The organism is Pseudomonas sp. ACM7, from assembly GCF_004136015.1.
Lineage (GTDB): Bacteria > Pseudomonadota > Gammaproteobacteria > Pseudomonadales > Pseudomonadaceae > Aquipseudomonas > Aquipseudomonas frigoris.
This window is the reverse complement of record NZ_CP024866.1, coordinates 6202399-6219169: the sequence shown is the minus strand read 5'-3', so window position 1 is coordinate 6219169 and position 16771 is coordinate 6202399. Positions and strand designations below refer to the sequence as shown.

At 60.8% G+C, this 16771-nt stretch carries 17 protein-coding genes; 10 read left to right on the top strand and 7 right to left on the bottom strand.

The genetic code is table 11. From position 1 onward, the window contains the following. Nucleotides 1-48 precede the first annotated feature (48 nt). Nucleotides 49-1890, top strand: a complete 1842-nt coding sequence (locus CUN63_RS29680) for a nitric oxide reductase activation protein NorD (protein WP_129444714.1) — start codon at nt 49-51, stop codon at nt 1888-1890. 169 nt (nt 1891-2059) lie between these two features. On the opposite strand, the gene CUN63_RS29670 is transcribed toward CUN63_RS29680, so the two are convergent. Continuing rightward, the gene (locus CUN63_RS29670; RefSeq protein WP_178082686.1) at nt 2060-2260 is read right to left on the bottom strand and encodes a protein DnrP; all 201 of its coding nucleotides are present in this window, start codon (nt 2258-2260) and stop codon (nt 2060-2062) included. Next, complete coding sequence (locus CUN63_RS29665) at nt 2257-2940, bottom strand: Crp/Fnr family transcriptional regulator (RefSeq protein WP_046052668.1); 684 nt, start codon at nt 2938-2940, stop codon at nt 2257-2259. Before CUN63_RS29665 ends, CUN63_RS29670 begins: the two co-directional genes overlap by 4 nt. A gap of 573 nt (nt 2941-3513) precedes the next feature. Here CUN63_RS29665 and CUN63_RS29655 point away from each other — a divergent pair. Further along, entirely contained in the window at nt 3514-4704 is a 1191-nt protein-coding gene (locus CUN63_RS29655; RefSeq protein ID WP_129444712.1) for an NnrS family protein, read from the top strand. Nucleotides 4705-4729: 25 nt separating this feature from the next. Beyond that, nucleotides 4730-5170, top strand: a complete 441-nt coding sequence (locus CUN63_RS29650) for a CopD family copper resistance protein (protein ID WP_129444711.1) — start codon at nt 4730-4732, stop codon at nt 5168-5170. Between the two features lie 75 nt (nt 5171-5245). On the opposite strand, the gene ytfE is transcribed toward CUN63_RS29650, so the two are convergent. Next, nucleotides 5246-5920: an iron-sulfur cluster repair protein YtfE gene (gene ytfE / locus CUN63_RS29645; protein WP_129444710.1), complete on the bottom strand. Its 675-nt coding sequence runs from the start codon at nt 5918-5920 to the stop codon at nt 5246-5248. A 155-nt stretch (nt 5921-6075) separates the two neighbouring features. Here ytfE and norR point away from each other — a divergent pair, with 155 nt between their 5' ends. The 7 genes from norR to CUN63_RS29605 all read left to right on the top strand — a co-directional run bounded on the left by norR (nt 6076) and on the right by CUN63_RS29605 (nt 12805). Then, nucleotides 6076-7605, top strand: a complete 1530-nt coding sequence (gene norR / locus CUN63_RS29640) for a nitric oxide reductase transcriptional regulator NorR (protein ID WP_129444709.1) — start codon at nt 6076-6078, stop codon at nt 7603-7605. Between the two features lie 88 nt (nt 7606-7693). Next, a complete protein-coding gene (pdxH, locus tag CUN63_RS29635) occupies nt 7694-8341 on the top strand; it encodes a pyridoxamine 5'-phosphate oxidase (protein ID WP_129444708.1) in 648 nt (215 codons plus the stop codon). 240 nt (nt 8342-8581) lie between these two features. Beyond that, nucleotides 8582-9136 (top strand): molybdenum cofactor biosynthesis protein B, encoded by a 555-nt coding sequence (moaB, locus tag CUN63_RS29625; protein ID WP_129444706.1) that lies wholly within the window; start codon nt 8582-8584, stop codon nt 9134-9136. Next, a complete protein-coding gene (glp, locus tag CUN63_RS29620) occupies nt 9133-10368 on the top strand; it encodes a gephyrin-like molybdotransferase Glp (RefSeq protein ID WP_129444705.1) in 1236 nt (411 codons plus the stop codon). Before moaB ends, glp begins: the two co-directional genes overlap by 4 nt. Nucleotides 10369-10444: 76 nt before the next feature. Then, entirely contained in the window at nt 10445-11440 is a 996-nt protein-coding gene (locus CUN63_RS29615; protein ID WP_129444704.1) for a peptidase U32 family protein, read from the top strand. 10 nt (nt 11441-11450) lie between these two features. Then, complete coding sequence (locus CUN63_RS29610; protein ID WP_129444703.1) at nt 11451-12341, top strand: U32 family peptidase; 891 nt, start codon at nt 11451-11453, stop codon at nt 12339-12341. Next, on the top strand, nt 12335-12805 hold the full coding sequence (locus CUN63_RS29605) for an SCP2 domain-containing protein (protein ID WP_129444702.1): 471 nt from the start codon (nt 12335-12337) through the stop codon (nt 12803-12805). The genes CUN63_RS29610 and CUN63_RS29605 overlap by 7 nt, the downstream gene beginning before the upstream one ends. 128 nt (nt 12806-12933) lie before the next feature. On the opposite strand, the gene CUN63_RS29595 is transcribed toward CUN63_RS29605, so the two are convergent. The 4 genes from CUN63_RS29595 to CUN63_RS29580 form a co-directional block, all read right to left on the bottom strand. After that, the gene (locus CUN63_RS29595; protein WP_129444701.1) at nt 12934-13332 is read right to left on the bottom strand and encodes a putative zinc-binding protein; all 399 of its coding nucleotides are present in this window, start codon (nt 13330-13332) and stop codon (nt 12934-12936) included. A 74-nt stretch (nt 13333-13406) separates the two neighbouring features. Then, entirely contained in the window at nt 13407-14081 is a 675-nt protein-coding gene (locus CUN63_RS29590; RefSeq protein WP_033059073.1) for a Crp/Fnr family transcriptional regulator, read from the bottom strand. 86 nt (nt 14082-14167) lie between these two features. Continuing rightward, complete coding sequence (gene narL / locus CUN63_RS29585) at nt 14168-14815, bottom strand: two-component system response regulator NarL (protein WP_129444700.1); 648 nt, start codon at nt 14813-14815, stop codon at nt 14168-14170. Continuing rightward, nucleotides 14812-16614 carry a HAMP domain-containing protein gene (locus tag CUN63_RS29580; protein ID WP_129444699.1) on the bottom strand — a complete coding sequence of 601 codons (1803 nt, stop codon included), beginning with the start codon at nt 16612-16614 and terminating at the stop codon, nt 14812-14814. Before CUN63_RS29580 ends, narL begins: the two co-directional genes overlap by 4 nt. Between the last annotated feature and the right edge of the window lie 157 nt (nt 16615-16771).

Here is a 16771-nt window from a genome sequence, read left to right as displayed (position 1 = left end):
GCTGATACAGCGGGCCGTTTTTTTGGTTTACCAAAAAGGGCAAATGTCGTGGCCTTTACTATCGAACTGGAAGAGTGGGTAGGCAGCGTCTGGCATCGTTTCATCACCCGGCGCGCCAGCCCGGACTTCCCCGAAGCACGCGTCGAACTGGCCAGCCAGCAACGACCGCTGGCGCTGCTGTTTCGCGCCATGGGCGGCGCCAGCGGCATCGGTGTCGAAGCCGCCAGCGACCGCGATCTGCTGTTGCGACGCAACGTGCTGCAGCAGATCGCCGGCACCTGCAAGCAAGTGCCCTTGGCGTGGTGCGACGAGACCAACCTTCGTCTGCCGTCGAACCTTGCGGTCTTTCCTGAAGTTGCACTGAACGAGGAACTCTATCGTTGGCTCGCGCTGCTGGCAGCCCAGGCCGGTCAAATGCGGCACTGGGGTCGGGACAATCAACGCTGGACGCAACAGCTGTTGCGGTGCTATCCCGCGTTGTGTGCCCGGTACAAACGTTTGGTCGATGCTCATCTGCAACTTCGCCCGGATCCGGCAACATTGAACCCCGGCGAAGCTGCGCTGGAACGGGCGTTATGCCAGGCGCTACGCGAGCCGGGCAGTGTCGAACATTTTCCCCGCAGCGAACGGGCCGCCTGGCCGCTGCCGCTGTGGTTGTACCCGCCGCAAAACCTCGCGAGTCCGCAGGCTGCCGACCTGGGGGACGAGTCGGAAGAGACTCTGACGCCCCCGCCCGGCGAACAGAAAGGCGCAAGCAAACGCGCCAGGCGGATCGATGATGGCAGCCGCGACGGCGGGTTGCTGATCGTGCGCCTGGAGAACCTGTTCAGCTGGACCGAACACGTCGACCTGGATCGCTGGTCAGACGACAGCGAAGACCCGGACGCGGCCAGAGTCGCCGAGGACCTGGACGAGTTGAGCCTGTCGCGCACCCGTCTGCGCAAGGGCGGCGGCCTCAAGCTGCACCTGGATTTGCCGCCCGCCGATGTTGACGATATTCCCCTGGGCGAAGGCATCAAGTTGCCGGAGTGGGACTATCGCAAACAACAGATGCAGGACGCCTTCGTCAATCTGCAAATGATGGTGCCCCGCGATTGTGAGGCGCAGCCACTGCCGCCACGTCTGAAATCCTCGGCGCACCGTCTGCGCCGCCAGTTCGAGCAATTGCGCAATGACCGCCAATGGTTACGCCAGCAACCTCAAGGGTCTGAACTGGACATGCAAGCCTGGCTGGATTTTCACGTTGAACGCGAGCATGGCCAGTGTGCGGAACGCGGTCTGTTCATGGAACAGCGGCAGACGCGCCGCGACCTGGCGTGCCTGTTGCTGGCCGATGTGTCGATGTCCACCGACGCGCACTTGAACGATGAGCATCGGGTGATTGATGTGATCCGCGACAGTTTGCTGCTGTTCGGCGAAACCCTGTCGGTGCTCGGCGATGATTTCGCCCTGTACGGGTTTTCCTCGCTGCGTCGTCATCAAGTGCGCATGCAGGAACTCAAATCCTTCACCCAGCGTTATGACGACAACACCCGCGGTCGCATTCAAGGGCTGAAACCGGGTTATTACACGCGCATGGGTGCTGCCATTCGCCACGCTACCCAACTGCTGGGCAAGAGCAAACGACGCAGCAAACTGTTACTGCTGCTGACGGATGGCAAACCGAATGATCTGGATCTGTATGAGGGGCGCTACGGCGTTGAAGACACCCGCGAAGCGGTGCTGGAGGCGCGGCGTCAGGGGTTGACGCCGTTCTGTATCACGATTGATCGCGAGGCCGGGGATTACCTGCCTTACATGTTCGGCGCCAATGGCTATACCTTGATCCGCCAGCCCGAGCAATTACCCCTGCGCTTGCCGCAGTTGTATCGCCAGCTGACCCAGCCGTGATGGATACGGTCCCCTGTAGCAGCTGCCGAGCCTGCGAGGCTGCGTTCGGCTGCGAAGCAGTCGTAAACCCAGTCCACGCGGTGTGTCAGATAAAAACGGGACTCAGGATTTACGACTGCTTCGCAGCCGAACGCAGGCTTCGCCAGCTGCTACAGGGGACTGTGTGTCTTCAGGAGATGCTGCGCGGCAGCCAGAAAAACATCGTCACGCAGAAAATCGTCAGGCCGATGCAGAACCACATGAATCGGCGCAGCCGGCGTTCCCCCGCCTGTGCGGCGAATGCCGGCAGGGGCATGCCGCATTGGCGGCACTCGGTTTCTTGCGCAGGGTTTACGTGTTGGCAATACAAACAGACGGGCATGGCACTCACTCGAACTGTTCCAGGCGCAGACGATCGAGAATGGCGATCTGGCGGCCGTCCTGGGTGATGATTTTTTCATCGATCAGGCGACGGATAATCCGCGAAAAGGTTTCCGGCTGGATCGACAGATGCCCGGCAATCAATTGCTTGGCCATCGGCAGTTCGAATTGGCTGTCAACGGTTTGCTGGCGCACCAGCTGCGTCAGCAGATAGCGCACGACCCGGTGGGTGGCGTTTTTCAGGGACAGGGTTTCGATTTCGTTGACCCGTTGATGCAGGCGAACGCAGAGCTTGCCAAGCAGCGCAAAGGTCAGTCGACTATTGCTCTGCAGCAGGCGCATGTAGGTGTTGTTGGATAACCGATAGAGCTGAGTCGGGCAGATCGCTTCGGCCGAGGCCACATAGTTCGGGGTGTCCATCAGCATCATCGCCTCGGCGAAGGTTTGCCGATCGCTGATCACCTCGAACACTTTCTCCTGCCCATCCGGTGTCAGTCGGTAGATTTTTACCGCCCCGGCAATGATGAAATAAAACGAGTCTGCCGGCTCGCCCTGACGGAACAGCGGTTCGCCTTTGTCGATGCTCAACAAGTGGCTGGTACTCATCAATTCATCCAGCTGTTCTTCGTTCAACGGCTCGAACAAGTGATGACTGCGCAGAATCTGGTGATGGACGCGATGAAGCACCATAAGAATTCATCCTGAGGATTGAGGAGGGGATGGCGATCAAGTCAAACGAGGCCCAGTGAGACGCCGCTGGCCAACGCCAGAACCGAGGTCAACACCACAAACCAGGCCAGTGGCTGGATGACTTTTTTCATGACGACTCCTGGGGATCGAGAGGGATCAAGGTTTTTTTGATTGCTGAAAGCTTGAGCAAGACGCGGGCCATGCCTGGAGGCCCTTGTTTATTAGGGTTGTCAGATAAGAGGGTAAAAACGACCACACGCTTTATGGTTTAAATAACCATTAAAGGGTCATTTGTACCCTGAGCCGATCACCCCTGTGGGAGCGAGCTTGCTCGCGATAGCGGCGGGTCAGCCGACATTGATGCTGAATGTACCGCTGTCATCGCGAGCAAGCTCGCTCCCACAAGGGCAAACTCCCTCGCCACTGGAAAACGAGAAAGCTGCGGGGCACGTCCCTTGCACACTTGATCTGCGACAAAGGCAATTGATCGCCAATACCCGATCATTGCCCCCGGACTTACTTCGACGCGTGTGGGTTAGCGTCAGGTCAGCAGCAAGGTAAAGGAGTGGCTTTATGCAAGTGCTCGACCGCCGTAAAGCGATGGCCATCGCACCGCTGTTACGTTTGGCCTTTCGGCCATTTTTCCTCGCCGGCTGCCTGCTGGCGGTGCTGGTCATTCCAGTCTGGCTCGCCGCCTTCAGTGGTGCGCTTTCCGGCTGGCAGCCGGCGGGTGGCTGGCTGGGCTGGCATCGACACGAATTGTTGTTCGGGTTCGGCTTGGCGATCATCGCGGGTTTTCTGCTGACGGCCGTGCAAACCTGGACCGGTCGTCCCGGCATCAGCGGGCGACCCCTGGCCGCGCTGGCATTGCTGTGGTTGTTGGCGCGCGCGGCCTGGCTGGTCAATGCTCCGTGGCCGGTGCTTGCGGTACTGGAATTGGCGTTCCCGCTGGCGGTGGCCGCGCTCATGGGTTTCACCCTGTGGAAGGTGCGGCAGACACGTAACTACCCGATTGCGGTGGTGCTGCTGTTGTTAGCGGCGGCCGACGGGTTGTCCCTGTACGGCCTGGTCGAAGGTCATGAAGGCTGGCAGCGTCAAGGCGTGCTGACCGGCCTCTGGCTGGTGGCGGCGATGATGGGGTTGATCGGCGGGCGGGTCATTCCGTTCTTCATCCAGCGCGGCCTCGGCAAGGTCGAAGGCGTTACCCCCTGGCCGTGGCTGGATTGGCTGCTGCTGATTGGCTCACCGCTGGTGGCGTTGTTGTATGCCGCCGGACCTGCGCTTGACCCCAATCTCTGGGTGGGCCTGTTGTTCGCCGTGCTGGCCGCCTTGCATCTGGTGCGTCTGGTTCGCTGGCATGATCGCGCCCTCTGGCGCGTGCCGCTGCTGTGGTCGTTGTACCTGGCGTATGCCTGGTTGGCGGTGGCCTGTCTCGCAATGGCGCTGTGGCATTTCGGTGTGCCGATTAACTCGAGTCTGGCGGTGCATTGCCTGACGATCGGCGCCATGGGCGGCCTGGTGTTGGCGATGATCGCGCGGGTCAGCCTGGGGCATACCGGCCGAGCGCTGGAGCCGCCGTCGGGCATGACTTTGGCGTTCATTTTGCTCAACCTGGCGTGCTTGAGCCGGGTCGTGTTGATCCTGTTCTTTCCCCTGCCTGCGTTGTGGCTGGCCGGTCTGTGTTGGGCGCTGGCGTTTGCGCTGTACGCCTGGCGCTATGGGCCGATGCTGCTGCGAGCCCGGGTGGACGGCCATCCAGGCTAAGCAAGTGAATTGATGGAGGCTGCCGGTGTTATATCCCTTTTTACTGGTCACCCACTTGCTGGCGGCGATTGCCTTCATCGGCACGCTGTTTTTCGAGGTGGTGATCTGGCACCGCGCCCGCCAGCAGTTGGCGGATGCCGCGCAATCGACCGCAGATCAAGCGATTGCAGTGCGTTCGCGCAAGGTGCTGCATGGCGTGGTGTTGCTGTTGTATGGCGCCGGCATCAGCCTGGCGTGGCAACACCGTGGCGTATTGAGTCAGCCGCTGGCCAGCAGTTTTGGCACATTACTGAGCCTGAAGATCGTTCTGGCCCTGAGCATCATCGGCCATTACTTCCTGCTGGCGTATTGGCTGAAAAGCGCACGACTGACCGCGACCCGCGCCAGCTGGATTCGCCGCAGCATCCTCGGGCACATGGTGTTGATCGTGATCCTGGCCAAGGCCATGTTCTATTGGCACGGTTGATCGCCCGCCGTCCCTGACAGACAAAACCCGCGTCAACCGGTGGGCTGGCGCGGGTTGGGTGTGAGCGGCAATCGATCAGTGACGACGGTTCAAGGCGTTAACAAACAACACGTTGTTTTCCAGATGGATGTGTTGCATCAGGTCATCACGAAACTCCAGCAGCCCACGATAAAGGGCTCGCCAGGTGTTACAGGCATCGGGCGGCGGGGTGATGTTGTTGGTCAGTGCGAGCAGCCTTTCCAATGCTTCGCCATGTTGATCATGTTCAAAGCGCAGCACCTGGATCGGCGGAGCGGCCTGAGGACCGATGCCCTGTTGCAGCATCGGGAACAACACTTGTTCTTCCTTGAGCATGTGGCCTTCGAGTTCTTGTTGAATGTCGGTCAGCAGATCCGCCAGTCCGTTGGGGCAGCTGCTGCGCGCACCGTGGACCTGCTCGACGCGACGGGCCAGGCGGATCAGTTCCGGCAGTTGCTCGCGATGGCGGGCGTGGTAGCGCGCCAGAAGGTGGGCGATCAATAGCTCCGACGGTTCGTTGCGCCAGTCGTGTTGGGTTTCGCCGGTGTCTTGCAGTCGGTGCAGCGCATCGGCAATCAGGAGCGGATCGAGGTCTTTGCCAGCGGCTGCTTCGCGCAGGCTTTTATGCCCGCCACAACAGAAGTCCAGTTTGAAGGTGTGGAAAATCCGCGTGGCGCCGGGAATGTCGCAAGCCAGTTGGCCGAGGCTTTGTTCCAGTAGGGTCAGGCTCATCAGGGGTTCCTTGTTTGGATTTCAACGGTTCCCCAAGTTCATTGCACCCGGCATGCCATATTTAACGTATTGAAAAATATCACTTATTTTTTAGTTGTGGTGATAGGCACCCGGACGCATTAGGGTTAATCCAACCATAGAGGGTAATAACTACCATGCTGCGTGAAAGCCTGGCGGCCGACCTGATTGTCGAGTTGCCCAATGCCGTGCGGTTGCAACGATTGGTCCAGACCCTGCGCGAGTACTTCAACAGTGGCGCCGTGGGGTTGTTGCGTCTGGATGACGACAGCCTCAGGCCGGTCGCGACGGTCGGGCTGGTGCATGAAGCGTTGGGGCGCCGGTTTGTCATCGCCCAGCATCCGCGGCTGGCGGCGATCATGGCGTCGCGCGAACCCACCTGGTTCGAACCCGACAGTCGCCTGCCGGATCCCTATGACGGCTTGCTCGACAATCACGCCGGCGAACCGATGCCAGTGCACGACTGCATGGGCGTAAGCCTGTATGTGGAGGGGCGGATCTGGGGTGCAATCACCCTTGATGCGCTGCACGCCGGGACCTTCGACAGCCGTGCGCGGGAAGAACTCAAGCGCTGCACCTTGCAGATCGAAGCCGCCGTGCGAGTCACCCGGCTTGAGCAGGAAAACCGCAGCCTGCGCTTGTCCCGCAGCGATATTCAAGACGTGCGGCGGCCAGCGGATGAGGGCGAAATCCTCGGGCAGAGTGAGGTGCTGCATCAGTTGCTCAATGAACTGGACGTACTGGCCGATTCCGAGCTGCCGGTGTTGCTGCTGGGCGAGACCGGCGTCGGCAAAGAATTGTTCGCAAGGCGCTTGCATCGTTTGTCGCGCCGCAGTCATAAGCCGCTGGTGCAGGTCAACTGCGCCGCGTTGCCGGAGTCTCTGGCAGAGAGTGAATTGTTCGGCCATGTCAAAGGCGCATTTTCCGGCGCCACCAGCGACCGTGCCGGACGTTTCGATGCGGCCAACGGTGGCACGCTGTTTCTCGACGAAGTCGGTGAGTTGCCATTGGCCGTGCAAGCGAAGCTGCTGCGCACCCTGCAGAACGGCGAGATCCAGCGCCTCGGCGCCGACAAACCGTTGCATGTCGATGTGCGAATCATCGCTGCGACCAACCGGCACCTGCCGGACAGCATCCGCGACGGCTTGTTTCGGGCCGATCTGTATCACCGGCTCTCGGTGTACCCGGTGCCGATTCCGCCGCTACGCGAGCGGGGTAACGATGTGTTGATGCTGGCCGGGCATTTTCTTGAACTCAATCGGACGCGGCTCGGTCTGCGCGGTTTGCGTCTGTCGCCGACGGCCGAGCGAGCGCTGCTGACGTACAGCTGGCCGGGCAACGTGCGGGAGCTGGAACATGTGATCAGCCGAGCCGCATTGAAGCAGCTCAGTCGCGGCACGAGTCGCACCCTGATCATGACGCTGGAACCCGAGATTCTCGACCTCGACAGTGCCATGGGCGGGCAGGGCGCGGTCGTCGAAAGTCCCCTGGACGTTACGGCTGATGAGCCGTTCCAGCCCCTGGGTGAAGCGGTCGACGATTACCAGCGCAAGAAAATTCTCCAGGCCTTGAGCCTGTCCGGGCAGAACTGGGCCAGCGCCGCGCGGATTCTGGAAGTCGATCCCAGCAACCTGCACAAACTGGCTCGGCGTCTGCGCCTAAAATAAGGCTGGGCATGCTCAGTGTTGATGGTGGTCAAGGTGGTGTTGCGCAGTGTCTTGCACACTGGGCGGAACCATTTTGGAGATCACCGTCATGCCCCTTTCCCTGGCACAAATGCGCCGCAACTACACCCTTTTTGGCCTGCAAGACGAGTTGGCGCTGGACGACCCAATGGCGATGTTCCGGCAATGGCTGCAACTGGCCCGCGACACCGAGCGCGCGCCTGTCGAAGCCAACAGCATGGTGTTGGCGACGGTCGACAGTGAAGGGCGCCCGCACTGCCGGGTCCTGCTGCTCAAGGGCTTGAGCGATGAAGGCTTCACCTTTTTCGGCAATTACCAGAGTGACAAAGGCCAGCAACTGGCCGCCAACCCGCATGCTGCCATGACCTTTTTCTGGCCGGGGCTGGAGCGTCAGGTGCGTATCGAAGGCCAGGTCTCCAGGCTCGACCCGACGCTGTCGGATGCGTACTACGATTCCCGCTCACAGGACAGTCGCCTGGGCGCCTGGGCTTCACCGCAAAGCCGGCCGCTGGCCAATCGGGCCGAGCTTGAATCGCTGTTGATACAAACCACCCAACGTTTTGCCGGCAAGACCGTGCCGCGGCCCGAGCATTGGGGCGGCTACTGCCTGCACCCTGAGCGTCTGGAGTTCTGGCAGGGCCGTGCCGACCGCTTGCATGACCGTCTCGATTACCGTTTGCGCGATGGCGCATGGCAACGCAATCGCTTGGCGCCTTGAACAGATCGTGTAGCAATGGAGAACAATGTGGGAGCGAGCTTGCTCGCGATTGCGGTGGTCCAGTAGACATAAATGTTGCCTGACACACCGCTATCGCGAGCAAGCTCGCTCCCACAGGTTTTTGTGTGGCCTGCACGTTCTTCATATGTCCCCGCGGAGGTACCTCCTTGGAGGAATAGGCTCACTGCGGATTCCGGTTCAGGATTTGTCCCATACCCTCATTTACGGGAAGGCTTGGATATGGCCCATCTGGCGCAACGCACGTTTGAACCGCTGAACATTGCCGTGCTGACCATCAGCGATACGCGCACCTTTGACACCGACACCTCGGGGCAGACCCTGACGGATTTGCTGCAAACGGCCGGGCATGTATTGATCGATCGTGGTCTGGTCAAAGACGACATTTATCAGATCCGCGCCAAGGTCTCCCACTGGATCGCCGACCCTCAGGTTCAAGTGATACTGATGACCGGCGGCACCGGTTTCACCACGCGCGACAACACTCCGCAAGCGGTTTTGCCGTTGCTGGACAAACACGTGGAAGGCTTCGGCGAATTGTTCCGCCAGGTGTCCCTGGCGGAAATCGGCATGTCCAGTCTGCAGTCACGGGCATTGGCCGGGATGAGCAATGGTGTGCTGGTGTGCTGCGTTCCGGGTTCGCCCGGCGCGTGTCGAACCGCCTGGAACCAGATCCTGCTCGAACAATTGGACAGCCGCACCGGCCCGTGCAATTTCGCCCCGCATTTGAAGCCGCAAGGGCAACGGGTCATCGACGCCTGCGAGACACGCTCATGACCGGCCGGGTGTGCGACCTCGGCCACCTGATGCCGGTGGACGAGGCCATCAGCCGTCTGCTGGATCAGGCACCGCCGCCGCCCCTGGCGCAAAAAATCGGTCTCGATCAAGCCTTGGGGCGGGTGCTGGCGGCGGACATTCATTCTCCTGTCAATCTGCCGGCCTGGGACAACAGTGCCATGGACGGTTATGCCCTCAGGGCCGCAGACCTGCCACCGGACGGCGGCTGTTTGTCGATTGGCGGACGAATTGCAGCGGGAGATCCGGCGTGCTCGCCCTTGCTCGCGCAGCAGGCAGTGCAGATCTTTACCGGCGCGCCATTGCCGCCGGGTGCCGACACGGTGGTGCCGCAGGAGCGTTGCCGGATCGATGGCGAGCGTGTCTGGTTTCCGCCCGTAAACGCGGGCGATCATGTGCGTAAGGAAGGTGAGGAGGTTCGCCGGGGAGATCTGTTGCTCCGGGCCGGTAAACGCCTACGTGCGCAAGAAGTGGGGTTGTTGGCCGGTGCGGGCATCGCGCGGGTCGAGGTCTATCGACCGTTGCAGGTGTGCTTGCTTAGCAGCGGCAATGAACTGCGTGAGCCGGGCGATCCATTGGCGCCCGGGCAGATTTACAACAGCAATCGTTATTGCCTCGCGGCGTTGTTGAGTGGTTGGGGCGTCGAGGTCCACGACTATGGCGTCATGGCCGATGAGTTGGCGGCCAGCCGGCATGCCTTGAGCCTGGCGTCCTCGGAATGCGAACTGCTGTTGAGTTCCGGTGGCGTCTCGGTCGGTGAGGAAGATCACCTCAAACAGGCCATCGAGGAACTCGGCAGCCTGGATTTCTGGCGGCTGGCCATTCAGCCGGGTAAACCGCTGGCCTTCGGCGAAGTGGCCGGCAAACCCTGGATCGGCATGCCGGGCAATCCTTCGGCGGCGCTGATTACCGCGTTGGTGGTGGTGCGTCCGTTCCTGCTCAGGGCCCAGGGTGTGAAAGACGTGTTGCCGGTGCCATTGGCCGTGCCCGCCGGGTTCGACTGGTTACAGCGCAACAAACGTCGGCAGTACCTGCGGGCTCGGCTGACCCCGGGCGCTGACGGCCAGTTGAGCGTGGAGCTGCACCCTCAGCAAAGCTCGGCGATGTTGAGCGCCGCGTGTTGGGCCGACGGGTTGGCGGTGATCGAGTGCGAGCAGCAAGTGCTCAAGCACGACAACGTGATGTTCCTGTCCTTCGCCGACCTGATGCATTGATCGCAATTGATTGCCGTCAAGGCCGTGCCTGCCGGTCTCGCTAGACTGGCAGCGCGTTTTTCCATGAGGATTACCCATGCAACTGGTCTGCCCGGCAGGGAACCTGCCTGCGCTGAAAGCGGCGGTGCGCCAAGGCGCCGATGCCGTTTATGTCGGTTTTCGCGATGACACCAATGCCCGGCATTTCGCGGGGCTGAACATGGACGACAAACAGTTCGACGCGGCGGTCGCCCACATCCGCCAGCATCAACGCAAACTCTATGTCGCGGTCAACACCTACCCGCAACCCAAGGGCTGGGAACGCTGGCAGCGGGCGGTCGATCGCGCCGCAGATTTCGGCGTGGATGCGCTGATCGCCGCCGACCCCGGGGTGCTCAACTACGCCAGCCAGCGCCATCCGCAATTGGCGTTGCATCTGTCGGTCCAGGGTTCGGCAACCCATGCCGCGGCCCTGGAATTTTATGCGCAGCGTTACGGGATTCGTCGCGCGGTACTGCCTCGGGTGTTGTCGTTGGCGCAAGTGCGTCAGGTCGCCGCGAGCAGCCCGGTGCCCATCGAAGTCTTTGGTTTCGGCAGCTTGTGCATCATGGCCGAAGGGCGTTGCCATCTGTCGTCCTACATCACCGGCGAGTCGCCGAACCTGTGCGGTGTCTGTTCACCAGCCAAAGCAGTGCGCTGGAGCGACGACGCTGAAGGTTTGAGCGCACGGCTCAGTGAAGTGCTGATCGACCGTTACACCCCTGATGAACCCGCCGGTTACCCAACCCTGTGCAAAGGCCGATTCCTGGTCAGCGGCAAACGCTTTCATGCGCTGGAAGAACCTACCAGCCTCGACACCCTGGATTTGCTGCCGGAATTGACGGCCATCGGCGTCGAGGCGGTAAAAATCGAGGGCCGGCAACGCAGTCCGGCCTATGTCGAACAAGTCACCCGCGTATGGCGCGCGGCACTGGATGCCCATCGCGGCTCACCGGGCAGTTTTCGGGTCAAGGAGGAATGGCGTCTGGTGCTGGCCGGTTTGTCCGAAGGCAGCCAGACCACCCTGGGTGCTTACCATCGATCATGGCAATGAGGGAGGCGACATGAAGCTCAGCCTTGGACCGGTCCTGTTTTATTGGGACAAAGAGCAACTCAGCAGCTTTTACGCCGAGATGTCGGCCTTGCCCCTGGATGTGATTTATCTGGGGGAAACTGTGTGTTCGAAACGCCGGGCCTTTTCACTGGATCAATGGCTGGGGCTGGGTCGCGAGTTGCAGGAATGCAGCCAGGCACAGTTGGTGATCTCCAGCCTGACGCTGATCGAAGCGGCCTCCGAACTTTCCAGCCTGCGCCGTCTTTGCGACAACGGCCAATTGCTGGTGGAAGCCAACGACATGGGTGCGGTGCAGTTTCTGGCCGAGCGCAAGTTGCCGTTCGTGGGCGGTCCGGCGCTGAATTTGTACAACGGTCATACGCTCGCGCAACTGCTGGACTGCGGGATGACCCGTTGGGTGCCGCCAGTGGAGTGTTCGGCGGCGCTGATTGGCGATGTGCTCGATCAGGTGCGCGAGCTGGGCCGTGAGGTTCCGGAAGTTGAAATCTTTGCCTATGGGCAATTGCCGTTGGCCTATTCCGCGCGCTGTTTCACCGCTCGGGCGGAAAACCGGCCCAAGGACGACTGCCAGTTTTGCTGCATCAACTACCCCGACGGCCTGCCGTTGACCAGTCAGGAAGGGCAGGCGCTGTTCACCATCAACGGTATTCAAACGATGTCGGCTGAGGTGACCAATCTGCTGGCGGATTACACCGGGCTGGTGGCCTGTGGCGCTGACTTGTTGCGTCTGAGCCCTCGCGCTCAGGGCATGGCCGAGGTCATTACCGCCTATCAACGGGTTCGTTTGGGCGAGACGCCGCCGCTGTTCGTCGACGGTTGCAACGGCTACTGGCATGGCCAGGCCGGCATGTTGCGCGTCGAGGAGGTCGGCCTGTGTTGAATCGGAAAAAGTGGCTGCTGAAAGGCGCCGACCGGTTACTGCCGCTGGTGCGCCGGGTGCCTTTTGCGGTGCAGCGCCTGGCGTTGCAGCAGGCGCTCAATCGCTGCCTCGCCGAGCCGTTGCGCGATGGCGAGTTTGAAGTGTTGCGAGGGCGCTGGCTGTGCCTGCGGATTCCGGACCTGGGGTTGTCCTGGTTCCTGACGCTAACCCGTGAAGGGTTGCGAATTGCTGAACGCGCCGACGCGCATGTGACCATCAGCGGTAACTGGCGCGAGTTTTTATTGCTGGCCAGCCGTCAGGAAGATCCGGACACGCTGTTCTTTCGCAGGCGTCTGGTGATCGAGGGTGATACGGAGTTGGGGTTGGCGCTGAAGAACTTGATCGACAGTCTTGATCCTGATGTGTTGCCGGTTTGGCTGTGGCGCAATCTGGAGCGGGCGGGGAAGGGGTTGGCGGCGCAGTAGAACCTGCGCCCCCCGATCCACTGTGGGAGCGAGCTTGCTCGCGATGACGGCGGCACATTCAACATTCATGTCGACTGTTCTACCGCTATCGCGAGCAAGCTCGCTCCCACAGTGGTTTTTGTTGGCCGTCAGGCCATCGTTTCCTGCCGGCTTTCATGCTGCCGAGCATCACTGGCAATCAACTGCTTGATCCCTTCAAACAACTCATCACCCTGCGCCTGCGTGCAGTCCTCGCCATGGCGCTTACGCAACCCGTAATGGCTAAGAATCAAGTGCACATCCGCGTGCAGACCATGCTGCTTCAGGCAGTTTTCAACGCATTGCAACGGGCAACCATCCAGCGCAAAAATCCGCCGTCCCGAGCGTGCCTTGTTGACCAGTGCCGCCACATGCCCGCCAACCCCGACGATGCAGGACATTTCAGCCAGGCCACTGCGATCAAGCCGCACGGCCAGGGTGTTGGCCAGTTGGGCGACGTTGGAGCAGCCTGAGCAAGAGTAAATCAGAGGCAAGGTTGAACGGGACATGAGCGCTCTCCATGGATGGACTTCTTCAGTGTGCAAGGCCGGTGGCGTTGCGCATTGACTGCGGTCAATTCCGTCTACTGGAAGGCCGCCAGATCCTCTTCGGCGAGGATGCTGATATTGCGTCGTTCCATGGCGATCAGGCCACTGTCCACCAGTCGGTGCAAGATCCGCGAAAAGGTTTCCGGCTGGATACCCAGCTTCGAGGCGACCAGGCGTTTGGACACCTGCAAGACAATCAAGCCGCTGACCGGGTTGCGCTCCTGGAACAGAAAGTTGATCACCCGACGGCTCGCACTGGCCATGGTCAAGGTGTCGATGTCGCGCAGACGCAGATGCAAATGCACGCTCATGCTCGCCAGGATCGCCAGGCAAACTTTCGGCTGGTCTTCCAGGGCGTTGCGGTAATGGCTGCCCTCGATACTCACCAGCACGCTGTCCTTCAGCGCCGTGGCGCTGACCGGGTAGAGACGGGCCTGGCTGAACAGCAAGGCTTCGGCAAAGGTCTGGCCGGGCTGAATGATCTCCACCAGGTTTTCCTGACCTTCGCCGGTAAGCCGGTACAACTTGATCTGGCCGCTGACCAGCAGGAAAAAGCGCTTGGCCGGATCGCCTTGGTGCATGAGTGTGCTGTGACAGGCCAGGCGTTTGAGCATCGCCAAGCCGCAGACTTCCTCGAAGATTTTCTCCGGTAGCTGGCTGAACAGATGATGACGACGCAACGTTAAAACGATGGAAGGGTGGGTCAGCATGGCGTACCTCCGCTGACGCTCATAGTAGAGAGCGCCGGCCGGATGACCTATGCCTCTGCCGGCCTACCTCCAAAGAGGCATGCCCGTCAGCCGGCATTGCGCAGATGCTCCATGGCCCACACCGCCGCCTCGACCCGCGAGCGTAAGCCGAGTTTGTGCAGCAGGTTTTTCACGTGAACCTTGACCGTCCCTTCGGTGATGCCCAGCTTGTGCCCGATGACTTTGTTGCTGAAGCCGCTGGCGATGGTTTTCAGCACCTGACGTTCACGCTCGGTCAGTTCCACCACGGTCTGACGCTGCGGTGAGCGCAGCGCCTGGGCCATGACTTGGGTCAGCCCCGGGCTGATCACCAATTCGCCGTTCAAGGCATTGCGGATGTACTGAATCAACAGTTCGGGCTCCATGTCCTTGAGCAGGTAGCCGTCGGCATCCAGGCGCAGTGCGTCGCGAATATCGTCTTCGGCATCCGAGACCGTAAACAGCAGCACCTTGCCGGTGTAGTGCATCGCCCGTAATTGGCGCAGGGTTTCAATGCCATTCATCAGCGGCATGTTGTTGTCGAGCAACACCAGGTCCGGTTGCAGCGGCTCGATCAGTCCGAGCGCTTCTTCACCGTTGCTGGCTTCACCGACGATCAGGAAATCGTCTTCGAGTTCGAGCATCTGGCGGATGCCATGCCGCATCATCGGGTGGTCGTCGACCAGCAGGATGGTGTGTTGCAGGGACGGGTTCATGTGACGCTACCTTCTGTTTGCTGCCCGAGAAACTCCGGGTGGAATTCCAGTTGGACGAGGGTGCCTTGCGGCTCCCTGGAGCCTATTTCGAGTTGACCGCGCAAGCTGCGGGCCCGCTCATCCATGATTTTCAGGCCGTGGTGTTCGCGTTGGTCGACGTTGCCGCTAAAGCCGCGCCCGTCGTCTTCGACGATGAGCCTCACGGTTTCACCGTCCTGACGCAGTTGCAGCCAGGCGTTTTGCGCGTGTGCGTGGCGCAGGCAGTTGGAGAGCGCCTCGCGGGTGATCTGCAAGATGTGGATTTGCTCGCTGGCCGATAACTGAAAGGCCAGCGCGTCGACGTGCAGGTGCACCTGGAATTCGCCGCGACGGGAGAACTCCTCGGCGGTGTCCTTGAGTTCCTGCACCAGTCCCGCATCGTGAATCTGCAAGCGAAAAGTGGTCAGCAACTCGCGTAACTGGCGGTAGGCATTGTTCAGCCCTTCGCGCAGTTCGGCGGTGACGTTTTCCAGGGTTTCGACTGGTTCGCCACGACGCATCAGGGTTTGCAGGCGGCTGACTTGCAGCTTCATGTAGGACAGGGCCTGGGCCAGTGAGTCGTGCAGTTCGCGGGCGATGATCGTGCGCTCGTCGAGCAGCAGCAGGCGATGATCCTGTTCCCGTTGACGCTTGAGCGAGAGCGAGGTGCCGATCAGGTTGGCCAAGGCCTGGATCAGTTGGGTTTCCCAGGCTTGCGTCGGGTGCCCGTCGACAAAATGCGCCTTGAGTTCACCCAGTTCGCTGCCCTGATTGCTGATGCTGAAGGTTTGCGGGCTGGCTTTATGGTGCTTCTGACACGTGGCGCAATCGCTGCTGGCGCAGACTTCCCGGATGTTCGCACCGTGGAGGGCGAGCAACTGCTGGGCCGGTGCCTGCAATTGCCCTTGCAGACACAGCGACAGGCGCAAGCCGGGCAGGCGCTGCTGGAAGCGTCGGATCAACTCATCCAACCCTTCGGCATTGGCCAGGCGAGTGGCCAGGCTTCGACTGCTTTGGTACAGCAACTCGAGGGCGGCATTGGCTTGTTGCAGGTTCAGGGTTTTTTGCTGGACCTGACTCTCAAGGGTGCGATGCGAGTCTTCGATCGTCTCGGCCATGGCGTTGAAGCTCATGGCCAACTGGCCCAGTTCGTCTTGGGACTGATGGTTGACCCGCACCTTGAAATCGCCACGACGAAAGCGCTGGGTCGCATCCACCAACTCTTTCAAGGGCATGACGACCCCGTACTGCAATTCGTAGAGCCCAATCAGCAGGACGAACAGGGTGGTGAACAGGGCCAGGCCCTGGATCACCTGTTGCCAGCCTTGCTTCTGTTCGCTTTGGCGCTGTAACAGGTTGACGAACTGGTTCAGTTGTTCAATGAAGGGCAGGGCCTGGACCTGAAAATAGGCGGCATCACCGCGCTCCAGTGCCGGACGCAAATCCTCGTTCCAGTGTTGCTGGATTTGCCCATAGCTGATTTGCAGGGCGGCGGTCGGGCCATCTTCCAGCACAGCCTTGAGCGACTGGCTGGTGAGACGGGTTTGCAGGCTGTCGGTGATGGCGATGATTTCTTCGCCGGTTGCACCTGCGGCCAGTTTCCAGCTCAGGTGGTAAGTCTCCATACGCACCGAGCCTGCAGTGTTGATGGCGGCCGCATCGCCCTGGCTGAACCAGGCGATCAGTCCGGCGCTCAACGAGCTGGCGAGGGCGAGCACGGCGATCAGGATCACCGCCAGCCCGGCGCGAGCGGGCAGGGAGCTGCGCAACCAGCGGATCATCAGCGCAGGTCTCGGAGAAAGACAGGAAAACAGAGCATGTGCAGCTCCAGGGTGGGGTTTTGCCGCCGATCCCGGGCGCGCTACCTCTAAAGAGTTGTCGACTGATCCTTGTCAGCAAAAACCTTGGCAGGAAACCTTAAGACGCTGATAAACCGCC